The organism is Sneathiella sp. D3-11 (assembly GCF_055809395.1).
On record NZ_CM147911.1, the window covers coordinates 1,920,306 to 1,942,908 of the forward strand.

At 54.2% G+C, this 22,603-nt stretch carries 23 protein-coding genes; 9 read left to right on the forward strand and 14 right to left on the reverse strand.

Features of this window, described 5'->3' with window-relative positions:
• Genes AC0L73_RS09865 through AC0L73_RS09875 form a run of 3 tightly spaced genes read left to right on the forward strand, consistent with a single transcriptional unit; the run spans position 1 to position 1,128 of the window.
• Positions 1 to 366, forward strand: coding sequence for a helix-turn-helix domain-containing protein (locus tag AC0L73_RS09865; protein ID WP_227948385.1), 366 nt, complete (start codon positions 1 to 3; stop codon positions 364 to 366).
• The gene (locus tag AC0L73_RS09870) at positions 363 to 815 is read left to right on the forward strand and encodes an MmcB family DNA repair protein (RefSeq protein WP_227948384.1); all 453 of its coding nucleotides are present in this window, start codon (positions 363 to 365) and stop codon (positions 813 to 815) included. Before AC0L73_RS09865 ends, AC0L73_RS09870 begins: the two co-directional genes overlap by 4 nt.
• Positions 805 to 1,128 (forward strand): cupin domain-containing protein, encoded by a 324-nt coding sequence (locus tag AC0L73_RS09875; protein WP_473653650.1) that lies wholly within the window; start codon positions 805 to 807, stop codon positions 1,126 to 1,128. The genes AC0L73_RS09870 and AC0L73_RS09875 overlap by 11 nt, the downstream gene beginning before the upstream one ends.
• Before the next feature lie 21 nt (positions 1,129 to 1,149).
• Here AC0L73_RS09875 and AC0L73_RS09880 read toward each other — a convergent pair whose 3' ends face one another.
• Positions 1,150 to 1,662, reverse strand: coding sequence for a tetratricopeptide repeat protein (locus tag AC0L73_RS09880; protein ID WP_473653651.1), 513 nt, complete (start codon positions 1,660 to 1,662; stop codon positions 1,150 to 1,152).
• A gap of 248 nt (positions 1,663 to 1,910) precedes the next feature.
• On the opposite strand from AC0L73_RS09880, the gene AC0L73_RS09885 reads away from it, so the two are divergent.
• Positions 1,911 to 2,660, forward strand: coding sequence for a tetratricopeptide repeat protein (locus tag AC0L73_RS09885; RefSeq protein WP_473653652.1), 750 nt, complete (start codon positions 1,911 to 1,913; stop codon positions 2,658 to 2,660).
• Positions 2,661 to 2,725: 65 nt separating this feature from the next.
• On the opposite strand, the gene rfaD is transcribed toward AC0L73_RS09885, so the two are convergent.
• The 7 genes from rfaD to AC0L73_RS09920 all read right to left on the reverse strand — a co-directional run bounded on the left by rfaD (position 2,726) and on the right by AC0L73_RS09920 (position 9,818).
• Entirely contained in the window at positions 2,726 to 3,706 is a 981-nt protein-coding gene (gene rfaD, locus AC0L73_RS09890) for an ADP-glyceromanno-heptose 6-epimerase (RefSeq protein ID WP_473653653.1), read from the reverse strand.
• Between the two features lie 3 nt (positions 3,707 to 3,709).
• On the reverse strand, positions 3,710 to 5,185 hold the full coding sequence (rfaE1, locus tag AC0L73_RS09895; protein ID WP_473653654.1) for a D-glycero-beta-D-manno-heptose-7-phosphate kinase: 1,476 nt from the start codon (positions 5,183 to 5,185) through the stop codon (positions 3,710 to 3,712).
• Positions 5,186 to 5,190: 5 nt separating this feature from the next.
• Positions 5,191 to 5,769 carry a D-sedoheptulose 7-phosphate isomerase gene (locus tag AC0L73_RS09900; protein ID WP_227948380.1) on the reverse strand — a complete coding sequence of 193 codons (579 nt, stop codon included), beginning with the start codon at positions 5,767 to 5,769 and terminating at the stop codon, positions 5,191 to 5,193.
• An 81-nt stretch (positions 5,770 to 5,850) separates the two neighbouring features.
• The gene (locus AC0L73_RS09905; protein WP_473653655.1) at positions 5,851 to 7,089 is read right to left on the reverse strand and encodes a glycosyltransferase; all 1,239 of its coding nucleotides are present in this window, start codon (positions 7,087 to 7,089) and stop codon (positions 5,851 to 5,853) included.
• Between the two features lie 5 nt (positions 7,090 to 7,094).
• Complete coding sequence (locus tag AC0L73_RS09910) at positions 7,095 to 7,892, reverse strand: DNA-methyltransferase (RefSeq protein WP_473653656.1); 798 nt, start codon at positions 7,890 to 7,892, stop codon at positions 7,095 to 7,097.
• Between the two features lie 4 nt (positions 7,893 to 7,896).
• On the reverse strand, positions 7,897 to 8,427 hold the full coding sequence (locus AC0L73_RS09915) for an ActR/PrrA/RegA family redox response regulator transcription factor (protein WP_227948377.1): 531 nt from the start codon (positions 8,425 to 8,427) through the stop codon (positions 7,897 to 7,899).
• 59 nt (positions 8,428 to 8,486) lie between these two features.
• Complete coding sequence (locus tag AC0L73_RS09920; protein ID WP_473653657.1) at positions 8,487 to 9,818, reverse strand: ActS/PrrB/RegB family redox-sensitive histidine kinase; 1,332 nt, start codon at positions 9,816 to 9,818, stop codon at positions 8,487 to 8,489.
• A gap of 125 nt (positions 9,819 to 9,943) precedes the next feature.
• On the opposite strand from AC0L73_RS09920, the gene AC0L73_RS09925 reads away from it, so the two are divergent.
• Positions 9,944 to 10,654 (forward strand): lipid-binding SYLF domain-containing protein, encoded by a 711-nt coding sequence (locus tag AC0L73_RS09925; protein ID WP_473653658.1) that lies wholly within the window; start codon positions 9,944 to 9,946, stop codon positions 10,652 to 10,654.
• 11 nt (positions 10,655 to 10,665) lie between these two features.
• On the opposite strand, the gene AC0L73_RS09930 is transcribed toward AC0L73_RS09925, so the two are convergent.
• Positions 10,666 to 11,211 carry an ankyrin repeat domain-containing protein gene (locus AC0L73_RS09930; RefSeq protein ID WP_473653659.1) on the reverse strand — a complete coding sequence of 182 codons (546 nt, stop codon included), beginning with the start codon at positions 11,209 to 11,211 and terminating at the stop codon, positions 10,666 to 10,668.
• Between the two features lie 344 nt (positions 11,212 to 11,555).
• Here AC0L73_RS09930 and phaZ point away from each other — a divergent pair, with 344 nt between their 5' ends.
• Genes phaZ through AC0L73_RS09950 form a run of 4 tightly spaced genes read left to right on the forward strand, consistent with a single transcriptional unit; the run spans position 11,556 to position 15,448 of the window.
• Positions 11,556 to 13,016, forward strand: coding sequence for a polyhydroxyalkanoate depolymerase (gene phaZ, locus AC0L73_RS09935; protein WP_473655437.1), 1,461 nt, complete (start codon positions 11,556 to 11,558; stop codon positions 13,014 to 13,016).
• A gap of 6 nt (positions 13,017 to 13,022) precedes the next feature.
• Positions 13,023 to 13,472 carry a YcgN family cysteine cluster protein gene (locus AC0L73_RS09940; RefSeq protein WP_227948373.1) on the forward strand — a complete coding sequence of 150 codons (450 nt, stop codon included), beginning with the start codon at positions 13,023 to 13,025 and terminating at the stop codon, positions 13,470 to 13,472.
• A complete protein-coding gene (locus tag AC0L73_RS09945; protein ID WP_473653660.1) occupies positions 13,462 to 14,208 on the forward strand; it encodes a M48 family metallopeptidase in 747 nt (248 codons plus the stop codon). The genes AC0L73_RS09940 and AC0L73_RS09945 overlap by 11 nt, the downstream gene beginning before the upstream one ends.
• Before the next feature lie 28 nt (positions 14,209 to 14,236).
• A complete protein-coding gene (locus AC0L73_RS09950) occupies positions 14,237 to 15,448 on the forward strand; it encodes a multidrug effflux MFS transporter (RefSeq protein WP_473653661.1) in 1,212 nt (403 codons plus the stop codon).
• Positions 15,449 to 15,457: 9 nt separating this feature from the next.
• Here AC0L73_RS09950 and AC0L73_RS09955 read toward each other — a convergent pair whose 3' ends face one another.
• From AC0L73_RS09955 to dnaN, 5 genes are all read right to left on the reverse strand, one after another.
• A complete protein-coding gene (locus tag AC0L73_RS09955) occupies positions 15,458 to 17,038 on the reverse strand; it encodes a transglycosylase domain-containing protein (protein WP_473655438.1) in 1,581 nt (526 codons plus the stop codon).
• A gap of 31 nt (positions 17,039 to 17,069) precedes the next feature.
• On the reverse strand, positions 17,070 to 17,573 hold the full coding sequence (locus AC0L73_RS09960) for a transglycosylase domain-containing protein (RefSeq protein WP_473653662.1): 504 nt from the start codon (positions 17,571 to 17,573) through the stop codon (positions 17,070 to 17,072).
• Between the two features lie 105 nt (positions 17,574 to 17,678).
• The gene (gene gyrB / locus AC0L73_RS09965) at positions 17,679 to 20,105 is read right to left on the reverse strand and encodes a DNA topoisomerase (ATP-hydrolyzing) subunit B (protein WP_473653663.1); all 2,427 of its coding nucleotides are present in this window, start codon (positions 20,103 to 20,105) and stop codon (positions 17,679 to 17,681) included.
• Between the two features lie 16 nt (positions 20,106 to 20,121).
• Positions 20,122 to 21,336, reverse strand: coding sequence for a DNA replication/repair protein RecF (recF, locus tag AC0L73_RS09970; protein ID WP_473653664.1), 1,215 nt, complete (start codon positions 21,334 to 21,336; stop codon positions 20,122 to 20,124).
• 21 nt (positions 21,337 to 21,357) lie between these two features.
• Complete coding sequence (gene dnaN, locus AC0L73_RS09975; protein ID WP_227948368.1) at positions 21,358 to 22,476, reverse strand: DNA polymerase III subunit beta; 1,119 nt, start codon at positions 22,474 to 22,476, stop codon at positions 21,358 to 21,360.
• Positions 22,477 to 22,603 lie beyond the last annotated feature (127 nt).

Below are 22,603 nucleotides of genomic sequence, written 5' to 3' on the forward strand. Positions count from 1 at the left end.
ATGACCCCCTTTGGCCTTCGCGTGCGGACTCTTCGCAAAAGCCGTGGGATTACGCTTAAAAAAATGGCCGCCGATCTGGATATCAGCGCTGCTTATCTTTCCGCGCTGGAGCATGGCCATCGCGGCCGCCCGTCCTGGTCCCTCGTCGCGCAGATCTGCGATTACTTCAACATCATCTGGGACGATGCGGAGGAATTGCAGCGCCTCGCCTCCCTCTCCCATCCGAAGGTGACAGTGGATACCAGCGGATTAACCTCGACAGCCACGGAATATGCTAACCTGCTGGCGAATGAGATCCGCGCCCTGCCGGAGGCGCGGCTGAAGGAAATGCTCGCCTATCTTAATAGCAACAGGTCAGAAAAATGAGCGACGCCCGCTCCGATAAAGGGGTCAAACTCGCGCGCGGGGTGCAAAAACTTCTCCATGACATGGGGTATGACAGCCTGATGGAGGTAAAACTCCGCATTCGCCGCCGCGTCGATGTGATGGGCATCAATGACAGGGGCCGGATTATCATTGTCGAGGTGAAATCAGGCCCCGCCGACTTCCGCGTGGATGAGAAATGGAGTGAATATCTCGATTTTTGTGATGAATTCTATTTCGCCGTCGATGCGGAATTCCCGCAAGGCCTCCTGCCCGAGAGCCACGGCCTGATCATTGCGGATAACTTTGGTGGTGCAGTTGCCCGCCCCTCCACTGATTTTAATCTCAACGCCGCGCGGCGGCGCAATGTCACCCTCCGTTTTGCGCGGATCGCCGCCCGGCGGCTTCTTGAAACCGAAAACCCCCTACAGGAGAAATATCATGTGCTCTAACACCCCCGAAGGAACCGCTATCCCGAGCGTTTTTATCGATAACCCCCGCACCCGCGTGACCGAATGGCGTTTCAAAGAGCGCGGCGACGCCACCGGATGGCATACCCATGAATATGATTATGTTGTCGTCCCGCTGTTTGACGGATTTCTCGAAATCGAGCTGCCGGGCGGAGAAATCACCCGCGCCGAGCTCAAAACCGGCGTCCCCTATTTCCGCGAGACCGGCGTCGAACATAACGTCCTCAACGGCAACGACTTCGAATGCGCCTTTATCGAGGTGGAATTTATGACGGCGGAACCGAAGGGGTTCTAAGGAGGGAAAAAGGCTCACTTGTTACGATTTTCCTATTCCGTAAAAAATCAAACGGTCGAGAATTTCTGGCGAAAAATATCCGAGTTTATGGGCTGTTTCAAAATCTCTTTTTGCGGCGTTTATATCGCCAAGCCGTTCATAGACTATTCCTCGGTTGAAAATGGTACCGCCATCGTTTGGTTTTAGTTCAAGGGCTTTTTTGTAATCAGCGAGCGCCTTGTCATATTGTTGCAGGTCTGACCAACTGTTCCCTCGATTCGTATAATCGTAATAGATGTCTGCTGGCTCTAAGGTCATTGCCGTATTGAAATAGTTGATGGATGTTTCATAGCCTTTCATTCGTCGATAGGTAATTCCGATATTGCGGTAGGTTCTTGCAAGAGACGGCTTGGTGAGGTTTCCCGTTTCTATGCAACTGTCATAGAGATTTAGGGCTGTTGAATACTGGCCTTGTGATGTCGCCTTCCAACCCAACAGACATTGGCGGATTTTTTCAGGTCCCGCAGTCCGTTCGGGCGGTGTTTTTACTGACACTTCTTTTCCAAACTCCGAAGGGGCCGGCGTGACGCAGGCGCTGACAAAAAGAGTGAGGGATACAAATATAAAAATTTTGATCATGAAACACACAGACGAACTAAAAACAATTTAAAGGTGTTTAAATCTATATTTTCAGCACATTAATGTCTAGTATAATGGGACGTTAGTTGATTGCAGTAACCAGTGATAATTGAGCACGGCTATTTGCTTGTCCGAAACAAACATGCCAAGGAGACGTTGGACTTATGCCGGGTACCATAGTGACGAAAATTGTGCCTTTAACAGTTTTAATTCTGTTTTTAGTAGGGCTTGCTGGTTGCGAAAATACTTCAAACAAAGGGGAAAGAGACGTCTCCTTGATGTTTAAAGAACAATATTGTTATGGAGGTATTGTAAACAGTTGCCTAGAACTTGCGAATGACTACTTAAAAACGAAAAACCCTATTCAGAACGTCAGCAAAATTGAAAAAGCGTTGCAAACCGCGTGTAATTTGGGGTCTGGTTTAGGTTGTTACAATTTGGCGGGAATCAAAGAAATCGACGGGTGGTATGGCACGGATAAAAATGAAGCGGCTGGATTGTATATTGCGGCTATGAACTATTACGAAATGGAATGTAAAGCTGGAGAAGCTATTTCTTGTTACAATTTGGGCGTAATGTATCAACTAGGCCAAAAAACTAATAAAGACTTGTCGCAAGCTATTCCTAACTTTGAGAAAGCATGCACCGCTAATATGGCGAAGGCCTGTACGAATGTAGCGACCATTTATATTAACGAAAACAATGGCTATACGAATACTGATCGGGCCATATCTTTGTTTCAAAAGGCCTGTACTTGGAGAGATGATCTCGCGTGTACCAAGCTCGGAGTACTTTATTCGACAGGTGGCATGGGAGTCAGTCGGGATGGAGAAGCCGGACGAAAATATTATGATAAGTCTTGTAAATTGAATCCTAGAACAGCGCTTTGTCAGAAAATATTAAATAAAAACTGAATCGAGCGGCCTCAAATAACCTATTCTGCTGTTTTATAGGTAATTTTTTATCTCACCGGTACGGGTCATCCTTCGCAAGATAATTGGTGACGTAGTCGCTGATGCCGTCTTCCAGTGCTTCGGAAGTTGCCGCCGAAACCGGCGATGCGGAGTTTTTGCATATTGGCTTCGGTGAAATACTGGTATTTATCGCGGATTTCGACCGGAGTATCGACATATAGTATTTGCGAGGGCTTGTCCGCAGCGGCAAAAACGGCGCGCGCGAGATCCTTGAAGCTGCGCGCCTTTCCGGTCCCGAGGTTAAAGAGGCCGGAGGCTGATCCGTTATCGAGCAGCCAGAGAACCACATCGACGCAGTCCTTCACATAGACAAAATCACGGAGCTGTCCGCCATCCTCATAATCCGGGTTGTGGGACTTAAACAGGGTCACGGCCTCCCCTGCGGCGACTCTCGGGTAACTCTGGGCAATGACGCTTTTCATGCTGCCCTTGTGATACTCATTCGGGCCATAAACGTTGAAAAACTTGAGCCCCACCCATTGCGGTGGCGTCATGGCGCCACGGGAAATCTCGCGCGCGACGAACTTGTCGAAGGCATGTTTGCTCCATCCATAAAGATTGAGCGGTTGCAGTTTGGCGAGCGCGGCCTCGCTCATATCATCATCAAACCCGGCCGCCCCGTCGCCATAGGTCGCGGCGGAGGAGGCATAGATAAACGGGATCTTGTTATCGGTTGCGAAGCGCCAGAGCATCTTCGTCGGGCGGAAGTTACGTTTCAGGATCAAATCGCCGTCTGTCTCGGTGGTGGCGGAGATCGCGCCCATATGGATAATGGCGCGCAGGCGGCTGTCATTCTTATGCAGCCAGCTTTCTAGATTATCCGGATCAATAAAGTCGGCAACCGTTGATTTTGCGATGTTTTTCCATTTATCGCCTTGTTCCAGCCAGTCGCAGACGATGATCTTCTCGCCGCGTTCCGAGAGCGCCGCGACAATATTGGAGCCGATAAAGCCCGCGCCGCCGGTCACCAGGATCAAATTCCCCATGTTTTACGCCTCTTTCTTCGATGCGAGAAGCCGCTCGATCGTGCCGGTGGTGCTGAACCCCTCTTTGAGGTTCGCCAGATGCACCCGCCCGCCGTAGGCTTCGACAATATCCGCGCCGACAACTGTTTCCTTGGTGTAATCCGCACCCTTGGTGAGAACATCGGGCTTGATCGCCTCGATCAGCTTGATCGGGGTGTCTTCACTGAAAGGAACGACAAGGTCTACATCGGAAAGGCCCGCGATCACAATGGCGCGGGAGTTTTCGTTCGTGACGGGCCGCCCCTCGCCTTTCAGGCGGCGGATGCTGTCATCTGTATTGAGCCCGACGATCAGCCGGTCGCATTCGGCGCGGGCCTGCCGCATGAGCGAGATATGCCCCGGATGCACCAGATCGAAGCAGCCGTTGGTAAAGCCGACTTTAAGCCTGCGGGAGCGCCAGTTCGATACCCGTTCCAGCGCCATGTCGAGACTGACGATCTTCGCATCCATATCGCCAATTTCCAGGCTGTGCAGGGCCTGTCGGATCTCCGCTTTGGTCACTGCCGCTGTCCCGGACTTTGAGACTGCGATCCCGCCCGCCAGATTGGCGATCCGCGCCGCATCGGCCAGGCTTGCCCCGGCGGCCAACGCCAAGGAGAGCGCCGCAATCACGCTATCGCCTGCACCGGAAACATCGAACACTTCCTGCGCCTCCGCGGCGATATGATGCGCCTCGTCCTTGGTAACCAGGCTCATGCCTGCCTCCGACCGGGTGACGAGAATGGCTGAAACCCCGGATTTGCGCATGACATCCCTTGCCGCCTGCTCCACCTCATGGTTGGTGCCGCAGGGCATGCCACTCGCCGCAATCATCTCTTTACGGTTTGGGGTCAGCAGAGTGACGCCTGCATAGCGGCTGAAATTTCTTGATTTCGGGTCAGCGATAATCGCGATGTCATGCTCTTTCGCGTAAGCGATAACATGGCGCAGCACCGTATCGGAGAGGACCCCCTTCGCATAATCAGAAAGAACGATGATATCGGTGCCTTTTACGGCCGCCTGAAAGGCCTTGATGACATTTCCGGCGGTTTGAGGCTGCAGCTGGTGGGTCGCCTCATGATCACTGCGCAAGAGCTGCTGGCCATCGGCGATGAAGCGTGTTTTTACCGTAGTCGGCCGTCCGACCGATCTTACCAGACGGGGTGTCGTGGCGCCCTGGGTGCTGAATATCTGCTCAATTTCGCGCCCTTCCGGATCTTCCCCAACAACAGAGATGAGCTGCGCTTTTCCACCAAGAGAGGCGACATTGCGCACCACATTCCCCGCGCCGCCGAGCATTTGCGACTGATGGGTGATGCTGAGGATAGGGATTGGCGCTTCGGGTGAAATGCGTGTGGTGCTGCCATAAACAAATCGGTCCAGCATCACATCACCGATCACCAGTGCATCGATTGAGGCGGCTTTATCAAGAATATCAAGAAGGGTGGAACGATTTTCCATTTGATTCAGACCAGTTTCAACGATTGTTCAAGGGCGCCGCAGAGCATATGGCCGAAAGTGATATGCATTTCCTGTATCCGCCGGGTGGACTGCGCCGGTACGATCAGCGAGATATCTGTAAGTTCCGGCATCCGCCCCCCATCCCGCCCGGTAAACGCGGTTGTAACCAGACCTTTTTTCCGTGCCATTTCAAGGGCCTTCACCACATTTGGGCTGGTGCCTGACGTCGTGATGCCAACGGCAACGTCGCCAGGCTTGCCAAGCGCGTCGATTTGGCGGGCAAATACGTCTTCAAAGCCAAGGTCGTTGGCCCCGGCGGTCAGCGCGGAGGTGTCTGTATTGAGCGCGATGGCGGCGATGGGCTTGCGATCCTCGATAAAACGGATAACGAGTTCGGCCGCGAGGTGCTGGGCATCCGCCGCGCTGCCACCATTGCCGAAGAAGAAAATTTTGTTGCCGTTCTGAATGGCAGTAACCCAGAGCGCGAGCATCTCCTGAAATGGCTCTGCGAGCGCTGCGTGGCATTTTGCCAGCACCTCGCCATGGTCTTCCAACTCGCGGTTAAAATAATCTAGCGGATCCAAAATGCCTCGCTTTGAATAGAATAGAGTGTATTGGTCATAATATAATCTCACTGCCCCTGCAAACACGGAGTTGCTCTTTGCCTAATTCGCCGCCTTTTCGCGTGGCGGAAGACGGCCTGCCGCAACGTCTTCGATCAGTCGAAGTTGGCGAGGCAATAGTTTGCTATGTGCATATTTTTCGATAGCCGATTTCCTTGCGGCGTCGCGGATGTCCTGCAGGTCGTCCACTGTGTCGAGCACTTTTTCAATCTCTTCGGCGAAAGCCTCAACATCGTTAAAAGGAGCAAGAAAACCATTCTCCCCGTGCCGGATTACCTCGCGTACCGGAGCAGTATCGGATCCGACAATCAAGCCGCCGCAGGCCAGACTTTCAATCAGTGACCAGCTAAGCACGAATGGCACGGTAAGATAGGCGCGTACAGTTGAAAACTGCAAGACTTTCAAATATTCAGCATAAGAAAGCGGGCCCGTGAAATGCAGGCGCTTCGGGTCAGGGTTTAGTTCTGCCACCATCCGCTTGCCCCAACCGTCACCCTCGGGGAGTTTTTTGCCATAGGCAACTCGATCTTCTCCCACCACCAAGACATGCAGGCCGGGACGGCGCTTCATCAACAATGCCGCCGCGCGCATAAACTCGGGAAAGCCTCGATAAGGTTCCATTCCCCTTGTTGCATAGGTTAAAATTTCCGCCGCTCCGGAAAGGTCGATATTGCCGATTTTTGCTGTCGCCTTCGGATCGGGTTTGAAGAAATCCGTATCCACACCGTCATGCAGGAGCGATAGTTTGGAGTGAAAAATCTCTGGTATTTGGGAAAGTTGAAACCGGGTTGGCACCTGACCCCAATCAGACGTGGCAAGATCCATCAGGAGCGGCATGTTCTTGCTGTGTATTCGCGCGGCGTCATCGTAGCCCAGGGCTTCCGGATCGAGAAAATCTGCATCCGATCCGTGCGCGTGGTAGTACCATTCGAAATAATTGAGTAAGCGCGCTCTCGGAAAGGCCTCCTTCACATAGAGGCTGTTGCCCCAACCAGAATGGGCGCAAATGATGTCGGGCTCAAAACCACTTTTCTTGAGATCGAGACAGGTTCGGAAGACAGCCTGCGCGTTCAGGACGGCGATTTCGGTCGGCCGAAGATAATGATGGGTATCTGCCTTTGTCCCGCGATGCGGCTTATATATGACGTTGGTGACGCCGGGAATGTTATGGGGCACCCGGTGGGATGCAAACACAACTTTGTTATTCTTGTCAGCGGCAAGATGGCGTGCGACATGCCTATACTGTGCCGGAAAGTTATTGTGCAGAAACAAAATGTCCATCGGGCCTAATTCTGCGTCTTCGGGAGGTCTTTTGAAGTGCGGGCGGCGCGGGGATCGGTGCTGTCGAAGGCCTCAAAAGGTTCTTTCAGGCGGGCCTGGGCCATTTCGATATAATCGGGGTTGATCTCGATGCCCGCCGCTGCCCGTCCGAGTACAGAGGCGACACGTACAGTCGTTCCGCTCCCCAGAAACGGGTCCAGCACCACATCTCCAGGGTTGGAGGAAGCTTTTACTATCCGTTCAAGCAATGCTTCGGGCTTTTGCGTGGGATGAGGTAACCGTTCTGCCGCGCAATAATGCACATGGCTAAACTGCCAGACATCGCCCGGATTGGCCCCGGCCATATTGTTGCGCTTGCGGTAATATTTTTGCGGAACCCGTACGTCATCGAGATTAAAACGTGCGTCTTCTCCCTTCGAGAACCAGAGAATATCCTCATGGCGCGAGGAAAAGCCCTTTTTTCGGCCCATGCCTTGTGTGTAATGCCAGGTGATCCATCCCTGAGGCGTGAGGTTGAACTCTTCTTCCAGCATCAAATAGAGCCGGGCAATGAATTTCACACCCATAAAGCAATAGAGCGATCCGCCGGGTTTTAACAGGCGGACAGCCTCCCTGAGCCAGCCTTCGGTGAAGGACCGATAGTCGGCGCTGTCTTTCAGGTCGATATTGTTGCCGTAGTTCTTTCCCAAATTATAGGGTGGGTCAGCGATGATCAGATCGACGCTCTCTGCTTTGAGTTTCGCCATTTCGGTTGCGGCATCGCCGCAGATCAGGGTGCTTCTTTTTGAGACAATCTGATCCATCCGGTTATTGCGGGGAGCGCTTCGCCATGATGCGCTGTAACGTGCGTCGGTGCATATTCAGACGGCGGGCGGTTTCCGAAACATTATGATCGCAGAGTTCATAGACACGCTGGATATGTTCCCAGCGGACACGGTCTGCGGACATCGGGTTTTCCGGCGGTGTCGGCATGGCGTCCTTATCCGCCAGCAGGGCGTTGACGATATCCTCGACATTGGCGGGCTTGGCAAGATAGTCGATGGCGCCGGCCTTCACGGCGGCGACGGCGGAGGCGATATTTCCATAGCCGGTCAGCATGACAATGCTGGCATCCTCATTCATCTTGCGGATGGCCTCCACCACTTCAAGGCCATTACCATCCTGAAGCCGAAGGTCGACAACGGCGTAATCAGGCGCGTTCTGCGCGGCGTATCTCTTGCCTTCCGCCACTGAATTGGCAAGCAACGGCGTAAAGCCCTTTCGCTCCATCGAGCGGCCAAGCCGGTTCAGAAAAATCTCATCGTCATCCACGATGAGCAATGATTTCTTGTCGTCCATTTCCCGCTCTTTACTTCTACACCGTTAATCAAGCTGCCTTGGGCAGATTAGCATATTTTCTAATTACTGAAAGGATCAGATTTCTCAAGTGCGCGCCGTGACCAGAGAATTTCCACAATCGCGCCGCTGTCTTTCTGGTTGCGGAAATTAACCTCTCCACCGCTCCGTTTGATTAGCATGTTGGCGATAAAGACGCCAAGGCCCATGCCGCCGCGCCCGCGCCGGGTGGACATATAGGGTTCTCCCAGCCGGTCGAGAATTTCTTCCGAAAAGCCCGGTCCGTCATCACGGATTTCCGCCCGCACCAGCTTATCGTTCCAGTATAGATCAATGGTCACTTTGCTGGCGGCGAATTCGGCGGCGTTGCTGATAAGATTGCCGAGGCCGTGGCGTAACTCCGCCGTCAAGAACAGCCGGGGGATATCCGCGGTATCTCCATGTGTTTGAATTGCGAAGCTCTTGTCGCTGTCCTTGTATTTCTCTGCTATCAGAGAAAAGAGGTTGTCCAGCGAAAGGAAGTTATGATGGGCTGAATCCGTGATAAAGCGCTCTGTTTGTGGCCCCTTGGAGAGCTGCGCCAGCACTTCGGCGCATTTTTTCGCCTGATCGTGAAGCAATGCGGCGTCTTCGGCTGAGTCACTTCCTTCGGGCAGGGCCTGTCGCAATTCCTCCGATACCAGCAAAATTGTGTTGAGTGGGGTGCCAAGTTCATGGGCAGCGGCAACGGCAATCCCGCCCACGGCGGAAAGCTGTTGCTCCCGCGCAAGTTCCGCACGGGCGATGGTCAACGCATCTGACATTTTCCGCGAGTCCGCCGCGATTAACCAAGCATAGCCGGAAAGAAACGCGGTGCCCAGCACCAGTGCGGCCCAAATTGCTAGAATATAGGTATTAGAGAGGATCAGTGATCCTTCGGGTAGCGGTAGCGGCTCATAAAAAAGCGCCAGAACGGAAATGCAGGCGAGCGTCGTCAAACCGAGAAAAAAGGTCCCCTGCCGCGTGAGGTTGGTTGCGGAAATGGTAACAGGCACCAGAAACAGCACCGAAAAGGGATTGGAAAGGCCGCCGGTAAAATAGAGTAGACCCGCAAGCTGTAGAATATCATAAAACAGATAGAGGATCGCACCGCGATTTGGCAATCGCGCCGACGGCTTACGGTTGAGGCTGACCAGCAGGTTGAGAATGGCACTTGCACTGATCAGAAGGGCGATGGGCAGTAGTGGCAAATCATAGCCGAAGACGAAATACACAATAACGACGGTCAGGGCTTGCCCCAGCACGGCCAGCCAGCGGATATAGACCAGAGTTTGCAGCCGCATCCCACTCGCGGCAAGGTGAATGGCATCAGATTCAATGTGGGGGACGGACGTCAGGGGCGTATTTTCTGCCATATTCACTATTTCACGCGCACCAGTTTATTTTTCTCAAGAATATTAGACATATTAATGCCATCATTGATGCCTTATCTAATAGAAGTATCCTGTTTTCCAACGATGAGTCAAAAAGGATTAAGAAGATGCAGATGACATTCAGGGCAAGCCGTCGAAAATTCCTCTCTCTCGTAGGTGCAAGCGCGCTCCTCTTCGGGGCCGGGGCTGGTAATCTTGCGCTTGCCGGTGAAGCTCAGGATCAGCTGGTCGAAAAAGCGAAATTCACCATTACCAATGTTGCGGGTCGATCAGAAATGGAGGAGTTTCGCAAACTTCTCGCTGTTGCCAAGGGCGTAGTTGTCTTTCCGCAGGTTCTGAAAGCCGGCTTCTTTGTGGGCGGTGCGGGTGGAAGCGGCCTTCTTTTGGGCAAAAATGAAGCCGGGGAATGGTCTTCGCCCGCCTTTTACAGTATGGGTCAGGGCAGCATCGGGTTGCAGTTTGGCGCGCAAGCGAATGAGCTGGTACTGGTGATCATGACAGAGAAGGGCCTGAAAGCCATCATCGACAATCAGGTCAAACTCGGCGGGGATTTGAGTGCCGCTGTTGGTCCGGTGGGCACGACAGTTGGTGCCTCGACCACCACAAACCTTAAAGTTGACGTCTTTTCTTTCGCTATTTCGAAGGGACTCTTTATCGGGGCATCCGTGGAAGGGTCGATCCTGTCATCGAACTCGGATTCCAACGAGTCATACTATGGCAAGCCGGTAACTTCGCAGCAAATCGTTCTCGACAGAACGGTCAATAATGCACAGGCTGATGGCTTAAAGGCAGCCTTAACGGCGGCAGAGGCCAAGTAAAGCCAAGCTGTTTATTCTGCCGCGTCTGAAAGCAGACGCACAACATCGGAATGGCGGTTCTGTCTCGCATGATCCAGAGCCGTCCGTCCGGTGAAATCCGTAAGATCCAGCGTCGCGCCCTTTGCAAGCAGTAACTTCGTAACATGGGCATGCCCGCTTTTGGCTGCCTTTATCAGCGCAGTCTCTCCTTGCCGGTTTTCCTCATCAATTTTTGCCTTCCCCTCAATCAGGATCTCTGCCGCCGCGGTTGATCCATAGGCGGCAACCTGAATCAGGGCGGTATTGCCAAATGGATCAGGGATGTCGACCTGAGCACCATTGCGGATCAGGACGCTGACCGTTTTGGGCACGCCGGCAATGGCGGCATGATGTAACAGCGGAATCTTCTTCAAATCACGGATATTGGGGTTATTCCCGGTCAGCAGATACTCTTCTACTGCGGCGGTATCGCCTCTATCAGCACTTTGAAAAACCTCGTTTTCACCCAAAATAGATTGGGCAGGAGCGGGCGGGATAACCAGAAAAACCAATAAGAAAACAAGCCAGTAGAAACGCATCAGTCATCCCTCACAAAAAAAACCGTGTTGCAATCCCCATAGAACGGCAACAGATTATTAATCAATTATCCGTAATATTGCAAAAAATGCTGACATTCTGCTGATTATTCATATATTATGTTGCACTGCAGCGAAACTAGGCGCAGAGAAACCCGACAGAAACCAACATATGTTTTCTGTTAATTTAGGAGAGTACGACGTGCTTTACCAGTTCAATGAAATGCAAAAATTGGCGCTTTCACCTGTACGGATGGCCGCACAAATTTACTCTCAAGTTTTGAAGAGTCCATTTAATCCGATTTCCGAAACGCCACAGGCGCAGACCACTGGCCGCAGGCTTCGACCTGTTTTCAGAAACCACACAATATCATGGCAAGCCGGCCTTTGGCCTGACCGAAACCAAGATCGACATGCGAACCGTCGCCGTGACCGAGGAAATTCTGCATCGCAAGACATTCTGCCAGCTTAAGCATTTCAAGCGGGATACGACCCGTAAGGATCCCAAATTGTTGATCGTCGCGCCCATGTCGGGCCATTTTTCTACATTGTTGCGCGGCACGGTCGAGACAATGATGCCAAATCATGATGTCTATATCACCGACTGGCGGGATGCAGCGAATGTCCCTCTCTATGAGGGAGAGTTCGATCTCGACGATTATATCGATTATGTGATCGACTATCTCAACATCCTTGGCCCCGATACCCATGTGATGGCCGTGTGTCAGCCGGGCGTGCCCGTTTTGGCCGCGATCGCGCTGATGTCGGAGGACAATAATCCGAACGCACCCCTATCCATGACTTTGATGGGTAGTCCGATTGACACTCGCCGTCACCCGACGGATCCTTGCAAGCTTGCGATGAACCACTCCATCGAATGGTTTGAACATACGGTGATCAACCATGTTCCGCTCGGCTATCCCGGTGCATTCCGGCGTGTTTATCCCGGTTTTCTGCAGCTCAGCGGTTTTGTCAGCATGAATTTCGGTCGCCATATGGAAGCCCATATGAAACAGTTCGATCATCTGGTCGAAGGCGATGGCGACAGTGCGGACAAGCATCGCGCCTTTTATTCCGAATATAATGCGGTGATGGATCTAACGGCAGAATATTACCTTCAAACGATCGAGACTGTGTTCCAGAAGCAGGCGCTGGCCAAGGGTGAGATGATGTATCGCGGCGAACGACCAGTTCGCACGGATCTGATCAAGAAAACGGCACTGATGACAGTTGAAGGCGAACTTGATGATATTTCCGGTATCGGCCAGACCGTTGCCGCCCATGATATCTGTAGTAATCTGCCAGACAGCATGAAAGCCCATTATGAACAAAAAGGTGTCGGTCACTACGGTGTGTTCAATGGCAGCAAGTTCCGAAGTGAGATTGCACCGCGAATAAGTGACTTTATCCTCAATAATGAGCCACGCAACCGCGCCCGGATCACGGCTGGTTCGGCAGAGGCGGCCTCCAACGTTGCGGAAAAGCCTGCAGTTGCAAAACCAGCCGTGAAAAAAGCACCAGTGAAAAAACCGGTTGCGAAAAAGGCCGCACCATCCAAAACATTGAATGGTGCGAAGCCAACCGCCCAGAAAACAGCGGCAAAACCGTCTCGCGCTAAAACGCCCACGGCCAAAGCCTCTTCGGTAAAGGTAACAGCTGACACATCGACGCCTCAAAAGGCCACGCCCGCAAAGGCGGCGTCCGTGTCGGCAACGGTAAAGTCTGCAAAGGCCCCGGTCGCCCGGAAATCCCGGGCTGCGGCCAAACCGGCAACGCGGACACAGCGTAAACCAGCGAAAAAGGTCTGAGGTGGCGTGAGCGAAAAACCATTCTGGGAGACCGTTGCGCTTGAAGACATGACGGCGTCGCAGTGGGAATCCCTCTGCGACGGCTGCGGTAAATGCTGCCTGCTGAAGCTGGAAGACGAAGATACGCTTGAGCTGGCCTATACCGACGTTGTTTGCCGGTTGCTTGATCTTGGAAGTTGCAAATGTACCCGTTATCCGGAACGCTCCCGCCTTGTACCGGATTGTATTACCCTGACTCCTGATATCATCCCGAAATTGCGCTGGATGCCGAAAACCTGCGGATATCGGTTGGTCTCTGAGGGGAAACCGCTGCCTTGGTGGCACCCGCTTGTCTCCGATGACCCTGATACTGTCCATCAGGCAGGTATATCGGTGCGCGGTCGCGCCATTTCAGAGCGGCGCGCGGGTGATTTAGAAGATCATATCGTCGACTGGCCCGATGAAGATGTCGGCTAACGGCCGCAATCTGCAACTGGTGGCGGGCAGCCCGCCGCATCTCGTCTATGACGGACGGAAAATTCCCATTGAAGTAAAACGATCTCCCCGTGCGGCACGGATCAAGCTCCGGATCGATCCGCGGCGGGGCGTTGTCCTACTTCTCCCGAAGCGCGCTTCGCTTGCGGCAGGCATGACGTTCCTACGTCAGGAAATTGACTGGGTTGCCAGCAATATCAACAGGATACCAGAAACGGTGCCATTTCGGGATGGCGTCATGCTGCCTCTTCTGGGTCGCCCTCACCGGATCACTCACGCTCCGGATCAACGCGGATTTGTCTGGGCAGAGGGTGGGCATATCTATGTTGCTGGCGGGGAAGAGCATCTACCGCGCCGGATGAAGGACTGGACCCGCAAGATGGCAAAAACTGAAATCAGCGTCTGGGCCGCTGACTATGCCGAGAAAATTGACGTGAGTTATAGCGCCATTACACTCCGCGATCAGGTGTCACGCTGGGGGAGTTGTTCCTCAACCGGGCGCCTTAATTTTTCCTGGCGCTTACTGCTGATGCCGGAGGAGGTCATGACCTACATCGTCGCCCATGAGGTGGCGCATTTACGGCATATGAACCATTCCGCCGCCTTTTGGGCGCTTGTTGACGAAATTCATCCGCGCGTTGATCAAGCCAAAAAATGGCTGAAAAGGCACGGTGCGGATCTACATAAGTATGGCGTTGAAAGAGTAGAGGGAGTATGACATTTCCGTTCTCTTTCGAAAGCCTTTCATGAAACGCCTTGCCCCTTCTTCTGTTCCCTTTACGTTATATCTTGCGGCAGCGGTAGCTCTTGGGCCGTTGTCGACGGACATGTATCTGCCAACCTTCCCGCAGCTGGCGGAATTTTTCAGCGCAACCGCGGCGGAAGTGCAGCTCACGCTTAGTATTTTTACCTTCGGTATTGGCGGGTGTCAGCTTATTTACGGGCCATTGACGGATCGGTTCGGGCGCAAGCCGGTCATTGTCATTGGGCTTTTTATCTATGTTTTGGCAAGCATCGCTTGTTTATTTGCCGTGCATATCGACCAGTTGGTGATATTGCGCTTTGTTCAGGCGCTCGGCGTATGTGCGGCGATTGTCGTACCGCGCGCCATGGTACGCGATCTGTTCAAGCGGGAACAGGCGGCGCAGCAGCTTTCCCGAATGGGGACGATTATGGGCCTTGCGCCCGCCATTGCGCCGGTTTTGGGCGGATATATTGCCGCTTTTTACGGTTGGCAGTCGGTGTTTTTCGTGCTTGGCCTCGTGTCCTTGATTGTCGGGCTGGTGACTTTGCTGCTTGTCGATGAGTCCCTTGCCGAGAAGAACCCTAACGCGCTAAGGCCCAGCCATATTGCCCGGAACTATTTCGAACTGCTCCGGCATCGCGAATTTTTGGGGTATGCGTTGACGGGCGGACTGTGCTTTGGCGGGCTTTTCTCCTTTATTTCCGGCTCTCCCCTCGTTCTCATTGAAGTACTTGGTGTGCGTGCCGAGAACTTTGGCTATTTTTTCGGGGCCGTCGTACTTGGATTTATGAGCGGGACACTGCTTGGCCCCAAGATGACCCATGCGAAGGGTCTTTCCTTCTCGGTTGGAGTGGGAACAGTGATTTGCGCCATTGGCGGCGGCAGTATGGTGCTGGCGGCTTGGGCGGGGTTTAACACAGTGAGTGCCATCGTCTTGCCGATGATCATTTATACGGTCGGGATGGGGGTCGTCCTGCCCCAATCACAGGCGGGCGCCATGGCGCCATTTCCCGAAAAAGCAGGTTCCGCCTCGGCCTTGATGGGCTTTTTAATGCTTGGTTTCGCGGCCTTCCTTGGCTTTATGATCGCGCTTTTCTATGATCAGACGCAGTTTTCGATGGTTTATTCCATCGGCCTGATGGGGGTAAGTTCGGCTCTGGTCTTCCGTCTGACGGTTTATGGCACAAGACAAGAGACATTTGACGAGGAATAATCCAATCCCTCAGGGTTGCTGCCGTTGTTTATCCATATAGTCGAATGAATTCTTCTTTTCGGATGTATTCGGGTCGCTGGCGGGGCTCTCACCACCCGCCGCCGGGGCGTTCTTGCTGGAAAAGGCCCGAACGATCTTGTCCCAAATGCTCGAACTGGAGTTTTGTTCCTCCTGCCTGCTGAAGGCAATTGCCTGACTTGTCTCCGAATGGGTAATGAAATCTTTCCAGGTTACGGCGGGAAGGTTGCTGCCGTTCACCCGCTTGGTGGCCGATCCGTCATCATTGCCAAACCAGACACCGGCAACCAGATCTGGCGTAAAGCCGATAAACCAGGCATCGCGGTAGTCCTGTGTCGTGCCGGTCTTGCCTGCCGCCGCAAAGCCCGGGTTGGCGGCCTTGCCGGTACCCCATTTTATGGTTGCGGTCATGACATCCCGCATTCTGTTGATGGTTCCTGCACTGATGATCCGCCCCTGACCGGAGGTTTGCCGTTGATACAGCACGGGGCCGTCTTTTTCGCGAATTTCAAGCACACCATAGGGCAGCACTGCCCGCCCACCGTTCGCAATAACCGCGTTTGCGGCTGTCATCTCAAGGAGGGAGACTTCATACGTGCCGAGCGAAATGGAGGGATGCAGCGGGAAATTGCCGGTGAGGCCAAGGTTTTTCGCCATTCCGGCAACCTTGTCGCGGCCAACCCGTTCCGTCACCCGCACCGCGACCGTATTGATGGACCGGGCGTAGGCCTCCCGCAGGCTCATGTCGCCGTTATAGCGCTTGGTATAGTTTTTCGGGGTCCAGCCGTCGATATTTATCGGCCCATCATTAAAAATATCGTCAGGTGACAAGCCATTTTCAAAGGCAGCCGCATAAACAATCGTTTTGAAGACCGATCCGGGCTGCCGCCGCGCAACCGTCGCCCGGTTATAGACAGACTTGGCGTAAGACCGTCCGCCGACCATGGCACTCACGGCTCCATCCGGCGTCATGGCAACGAAAGCACCCTGATTTACGGCCATTTTCACGCCTTCGGCTTTTAGCCGAGTCTCGATCGCGCGTTCCGCATTGCCCTGCATGCCAAGGTCCAGCGTCGTGGTGATTATCAGGTCTTTGTCCGTCCTGCCGATATAGGCCTGCACCTCGCTGACCACCCAGTCCGCAAAATATCGTACATTGCGAAAATCCTGGCTGGCATTGACAAGAACCGCCGGTTTGGCACGAAGTTTTTTCGCCTCTGCAGGGGTGAGATAGTCTTCATCCACCATGCGGGCGAGAACAATGCTGGCCCGATCCTGCGCCCGTTCAAGGTTGCGGGTCGGGGCGTAATAGCTTGGCGCCTTTAAAAGACCCGCGAGCATTGCCGCCTCAGCCGTGGTCAGTTCCGTTGCCGGGTGGGAGAAATACTTTCGGGAGGCCGCATCGATGCCATAGGTACCGGACCCGAAATACATGCGGTTAAGATAGAGCGCGAGAATTTCATCTTTCGTATATTCCGCCTCAAGCCAGAAGGCGAGCAAGGTTTCGCGGATTTTCCGCCCTATTGTCCGCTCCGGTGTCAGAAACAGGTTTTTTGCGAGCTGCTGCGTTATCGTGCTGCCGCCTTGGACAACACGCCCAGCTTCATAATTGCGCCATGGCCGCGCGGATAAGGCTGATCGGGTTCAGGCCGAAATGATTGTAGAAATGGCTGTCCTCGGTCGCAAGGACGGCTTGCTTTATGTTTTCCGGGATTGCTCCGATGGGGAGCATATCGCCATAAAGATCGCCATAGGTCGAATAACGGATACCATCGCGGGTTTGCAGCACCATGGAGGGACGTTTCTCGATCTCGCCGATGCCAGAAATGTCGGGCAGGGTATAGGCAAAATAGCCGATAAAAATCCCGCCAATCAAAAGGCCCCAGAGAACAGCCGCCCCGCCCCAATTAACAATCGGGCCCCAGAGGCCGCTGGATTTCTGCGCACCTTTACGCGGGCGGCGTGCCGCCGACTTTTTTGGACTCCGCTTCGATGTCGCTTTTGCGCTTTTCTTGTTTCGCGCTGGCTTCGGGCGCTGCGGATAAGCTTTTGAGCCCGGCCCTGCGGCCGGCTTTCGTCTACCTGATCCTTTGGATGCCTTCTTCATAATCGAACTCGATTGCTACTTTGCATTACTCAAAATGCGGGCCAAAGGGTGTCTTATCTCTCACATATAAGGCAAAATTGCGTTTTTAAACCGCATTTTCCGACATCAGGCGTCCAGGAAGCTGACTTTCAGTGCATTGTCCTGAATAAAGATGCGTCGTGGCTCCACTACATCGCCCATCAGGGTGGAGAAAACCTCATCGGCCTCATCCCCGTGGTTGATCTTCACTTGAAGCAGCGTCCGCGCCTCATGATCAAGGGTGGTCTCCCAGAGCTGTTCCGGGTTCATCTCACCCAGTCCTTTATAGCGCTGAATGGACAGCCCGCGCTTTCCAAGGGTCGTGATGGCTTCCATTAGGTCAATGGGGGAATTGATGGTCAGACGTTTGTCCTTATGGATAAAAACCGAGGACTGCGCGTAAATCGTCTGTAATTCATCCTTCATGGAATCCAGCTGCCGCGCTTCGGCGGAGTGGATCAGGTTGCTGTCGACGATCTGGACCTCCGTCACGCCCCGCACCTCGCGGCTGAATTTCAGGCTGAAATCAGGCAATATTTCGCCGGTCCACCCCCGCTCGGTTTCGGAGGAAATGGCGTCGAGCCTCTTGGCAACCGTGGCGACTGCTTCGGGGCCACGGATGGAATCGCTCAGGAGTTCGTCACTCAGCGCGCCGACGATGGCAACTTGTTCCACGACGGGGCGGTTCTGAATTCGGGCAATTGATTCAATGAGGTCGCGGGCCTGCCGCGCACGGCTGACCATCGCCCGCAAATCCTCACCGTTTCGTTGTTCGCCGGAGGCAAGTTCCAAGATCACCTCTTCCATGCCCTGATCGATCAGATAATCATCCATTGCCTTCTGGTCTTTCAGGTAAACGGACGATTTACCCTTGGTTACCTTGTAAAGCGGCGGCTGGGCAATATAGAGGTAGCCCCTTTCGACCAGTTCCGGCATCTGCCGATAAAAGAAAGTGAGCAGAAGTGTGCGGATATGGGATCCGTCGACATCGGCGTCAGTCATGATGATGATCTTGTGATAGCGCGCCTTCTCGATATCGAACTCTTCCGGCCCGATTCCTGTTCCGAGCGCTGTGATCATGGTGCCGATCTCGTTGGAGGAGAGCATGCGGTCAAACCGCGCCCGCTCCACATTGAGGATTTTACCACGCAGCGGCAGAACGGCCTGATTATGACGGTCCCGCCCCTGCTTGGCGGAGCCACCGGCACTGTCACCCTCGACGAGGAAAAGCTCGGAAACGGCGGGATCTTTCGATTGGCAGTCGGCTAGTTTGCCGGGCAGGCTGGAAATATCCAGTGCACCCTTGCGGCGGGTGAGTTCGCGCGCCTTGCGGGCGGCCTCACGGGCGGCGGCGGCCTCGAAGACTTTCGTGATAACGATTTTGGCGTCGTTTGGATGCTCTTCAAACCACTGGGTGAGGGCATCATAGACCGAGCTCTCAACGATAGGCCGCACTTCACTGGAGACCAGTTTGTCCTTGGTTTGCGACGAGAATTTCGGGTCCGGCACCTTGACAGAGACGACGCAGGTCAGCCCCTCGCGAGCGTCATCACCGGTAACGACGACCTTTTCCTTCTTGGCGGTCCCGCTCGAGGTTGCATATTGGTTGATGCAACGGGTTAGCGCCGCGCGGAAACCGGCAAGATGAGTGCCGCCGTCGCGCTGCGGGATGTTATTAGTGAAGCAGAGCACATTTTCATGATAGCTGTCGTTCCACTCCAGCGACGCCTCAACCGTCACCCCATCCTTTTCCCCGACAAGATCGATGGTTTCCGTGATCATCGGAGTTTTTGACCGGTCGAGATACTTGACGAAAGCGGAGATGCCGCCCTCATAATGCAGATCGACCGTTACGGGTTCAGCAGAGCGTAAGTCATTGATTTGAATGTAAACGCCGGAATTGAGGAAGGCGAGCTCCCGCAGCCGATGTTCCAGCGTCGAGAATTCAAACTTGATGTTGGTAAAGGTTTCGGGCGACGGAATGAAGGTGATTTCCGTTCCGCTCTTGCCCGCGGCATCGCCGACAATTTCAAGGGCACCGACGGGCTCCCCATGCTCGAAACTGAGGCGATGTTCCTTGTCATTGCGCCAGATGGTCATGTCAAGGCGGGTGGAGAGCGCGTTCACCACGGAGACGCCCACACCATGCAGGCCGCCGGAGACCTTATAGGAATTTTGGTCGAACTTACCGCCCGCATGAAGTTGGGTCATGATCACCTCGGCAGCGGAGACTCCTTCCTCATGCATATCAACCGGGATACCACGGCCGTTATCGCGCACCGTGACCGAGCCTTCGGGGTTGAGCGAGACATAGATCAGGTCGCAATGACCGGCCAGTGCCTCATCAATGGCGTTGTCTACAACCTCATAGACCATGTGGTGCAGACCCGAGCCATCATCCGTATCACCGATATACATGCCGGGGCGTTTGCGCACCGCATCGAGGCCTTTCAGGACCTTGATCGATTCCGCGCCATATTCCTCTGTTTCCATAGGACTTTCCGTGTTACTCATTACGTCGTCTTTCCTTCTAGCGGACAGCCGTCTGGCGTATAGTGCCATCGTCGACCGTTAAAAACTGCGCCCGGCTTCCGAGTTCGGAAAACAGGGCATAATCGGTGCCTGTCATCCAGGCCTGTGTCTTCATATCCTCAATCTCGTTAAACAGCGCGATGCGCCGCTTTTCATCGAGATGAGCCGTGATCTCGTCCAGCAGCAGGATCGGCGCCTGACCCTGCATTCCGGTCTGCAACCGTGCATCCCCAAGGATGATCGAGATCAGCAGCGCTTTCTGTTCACCCGTCGAGCAGAGACCGGCCGGAACGCCTTTGTCCTTGTGCAGCACCGCCAAATCGCTTCGGTGCGGGCCGAGCCGCGTACTTCCCGCTTGCGCATCCAGGCGCCGTGCCGTTTCCAGCTCCGCACGGTATCTATCTTCCACCGCCAGCGCGCTCATTTCTTCAAGCCATTCTTCCAGCAGACCTTGAGAGGTCAATTCCGCCTTCGGAAAGGCGCTTGCCCGGGCTTCGCCTTCTGCCGCGGTCATGGCCCCGTTCAGCCGTTCCGCTGTTTCCCGACGTGCCGCCGCGATGGCCGTTCCGGTTTCCGCGAGGGACCGTTCCAGCGACGCGAGCCAATGACGGTCATACCGTCCGTCCTTCAACAGCCGGTTCCGGTCCCGCATGACTTTCTCGAATGCTGTCATTCGTTTGCCATGGGCCGGATCAAAGCCAAAAGTCAACCGATCCAGAAACCGCCGTCTGCCGCTGGCCCCTTCCTGAAACAGGCGGTCCATCTGCGGGGTCAGCCAACTGACTTTTACATAGTCTGAGAGGGCCGTCGATCCGCTCATATTCTGTCCGTCTATTTTAACCGATCGACGCTCCGCCGTCTCTTTATTTTCGGCCTCCCCTACGGGAGAGATTACGCCGGTGCCGAGGGTGCTCGTTCCCACATTCGACGCCACATCTGCGGCCACCGCCCAGCCACCTCTGCCGCCTATATTCGCGGCCTCTGTCAGTTTCGCCCGGCGCAGTCCCCGCCCCGGCGTGAGGAAGGAGATTGCCTCCAGAAGGTTGGTCTTGCCGCTACCATTTGCGCCCGTCAGAACAACAGGACGATTATCCGCTTCAACCTTCAAATGCGTATAATTGCGAAAATCAGTCAAAATCAGGCGCGTAATGGCATAGGCCGACACAAATGGCTCCTCTATGGCGACACCCATCGGCACGGGCCGATAACTCACGATGTTGTCTGGGCCGCCAAATTACACCCGCATCGGCATCAGGACATAGAGCGCCCCTTCATCGGCGCTGTCCCGAACGATTGTCGGCGATCCCGCGTCGGCAAACAGGAAGCGGGCATTCTCGCCGTCAATCTGGCCGGTGATATCCAGCAGATATTTCGAGTTGAAGCCGATTTCCATTTCATCCGACCCGTAGGAAGCCGCGACTTCTTCTGTCGCACTGCCCGCATCTGCGCCGGTTGCGGAGAGGGTGATCAAATCATTACTCAAAGAGAGCTTGATAGCGCGGGTTTTCTCGGTCGCGACCGTGGAGACGCGATCAACGGCCTGCGCGAAGGACTTGCCATCCAGCTCAAGCACTTTGTCGTTGCCTTCCGGGATTACCCGCTCATAGTCCGGGAAAGTCCCGTCGATCAGTTTTGACGTCAGGATCGTATCACCGAAGGAAAAGCAGATTTTCGTATCCGAAAGGGAAATCGAGACCGGTTCGTCCCGCTCGTCAATCAGGCGGAGAACCTCGCTCACGGCTTTGCGCGGAACAATCACACCCGGCATACTTTCCGCATCGGAAGGGATCGGGGTTTCGACGCGGGCGAGCCGATGACCGTCTGTCGCCACCGCGCGCAGCATAGGCACGCCATCCGTCTCCGCTGCATGCAGATAGATACCGTTCAGGTAATAGCGGGTCTCTTCTGTTGAGATCGCGAAGCGCGTCTTGTCGATCAGCCGTTTCAGGATATTCGCGGCCAGCACAAAATTATGCGGAAGCTGATTGGTTTCCATGACCGGGAAGTCATCCTGCGGCAGGCAGGCCAGCGCGAATTTCGACTGGCCACAGCGCACATAGATCCGTTCTTCCGCCGCGTTGTGGTCAAGCTCTACCTGACTGCCTTCGGGCAGCTTGCGGATGATGTCATAGAGAAGGTGGGCTGGTACGGTTGTTGCCCCATCTGTTCCGATATTGGCAGCGACTTTTTCATTGATTGCAATATCAAGATCGGTTGCCGTCAGGCCAAGAAATCCGTCCCGCGCATCTATCAGTATATTAGCGAGGATCGGGATTGTGTTGCGGCGCTCGACGACGCTTTGCACATGGCTCAAGGACGTCAGCAAAGCGGTACGTTCTATTGTCAGTTTCATTGGCTCAATCAGGCTTCAAATAGGTTACTCAAAAAGGGCTGTCATTATGCCCGATAAAGGCCGGTTACATCAATATAATTCTCCCCGGGACCAGCAATTCCGTTCGACCTTAAGAATTTGATTCATA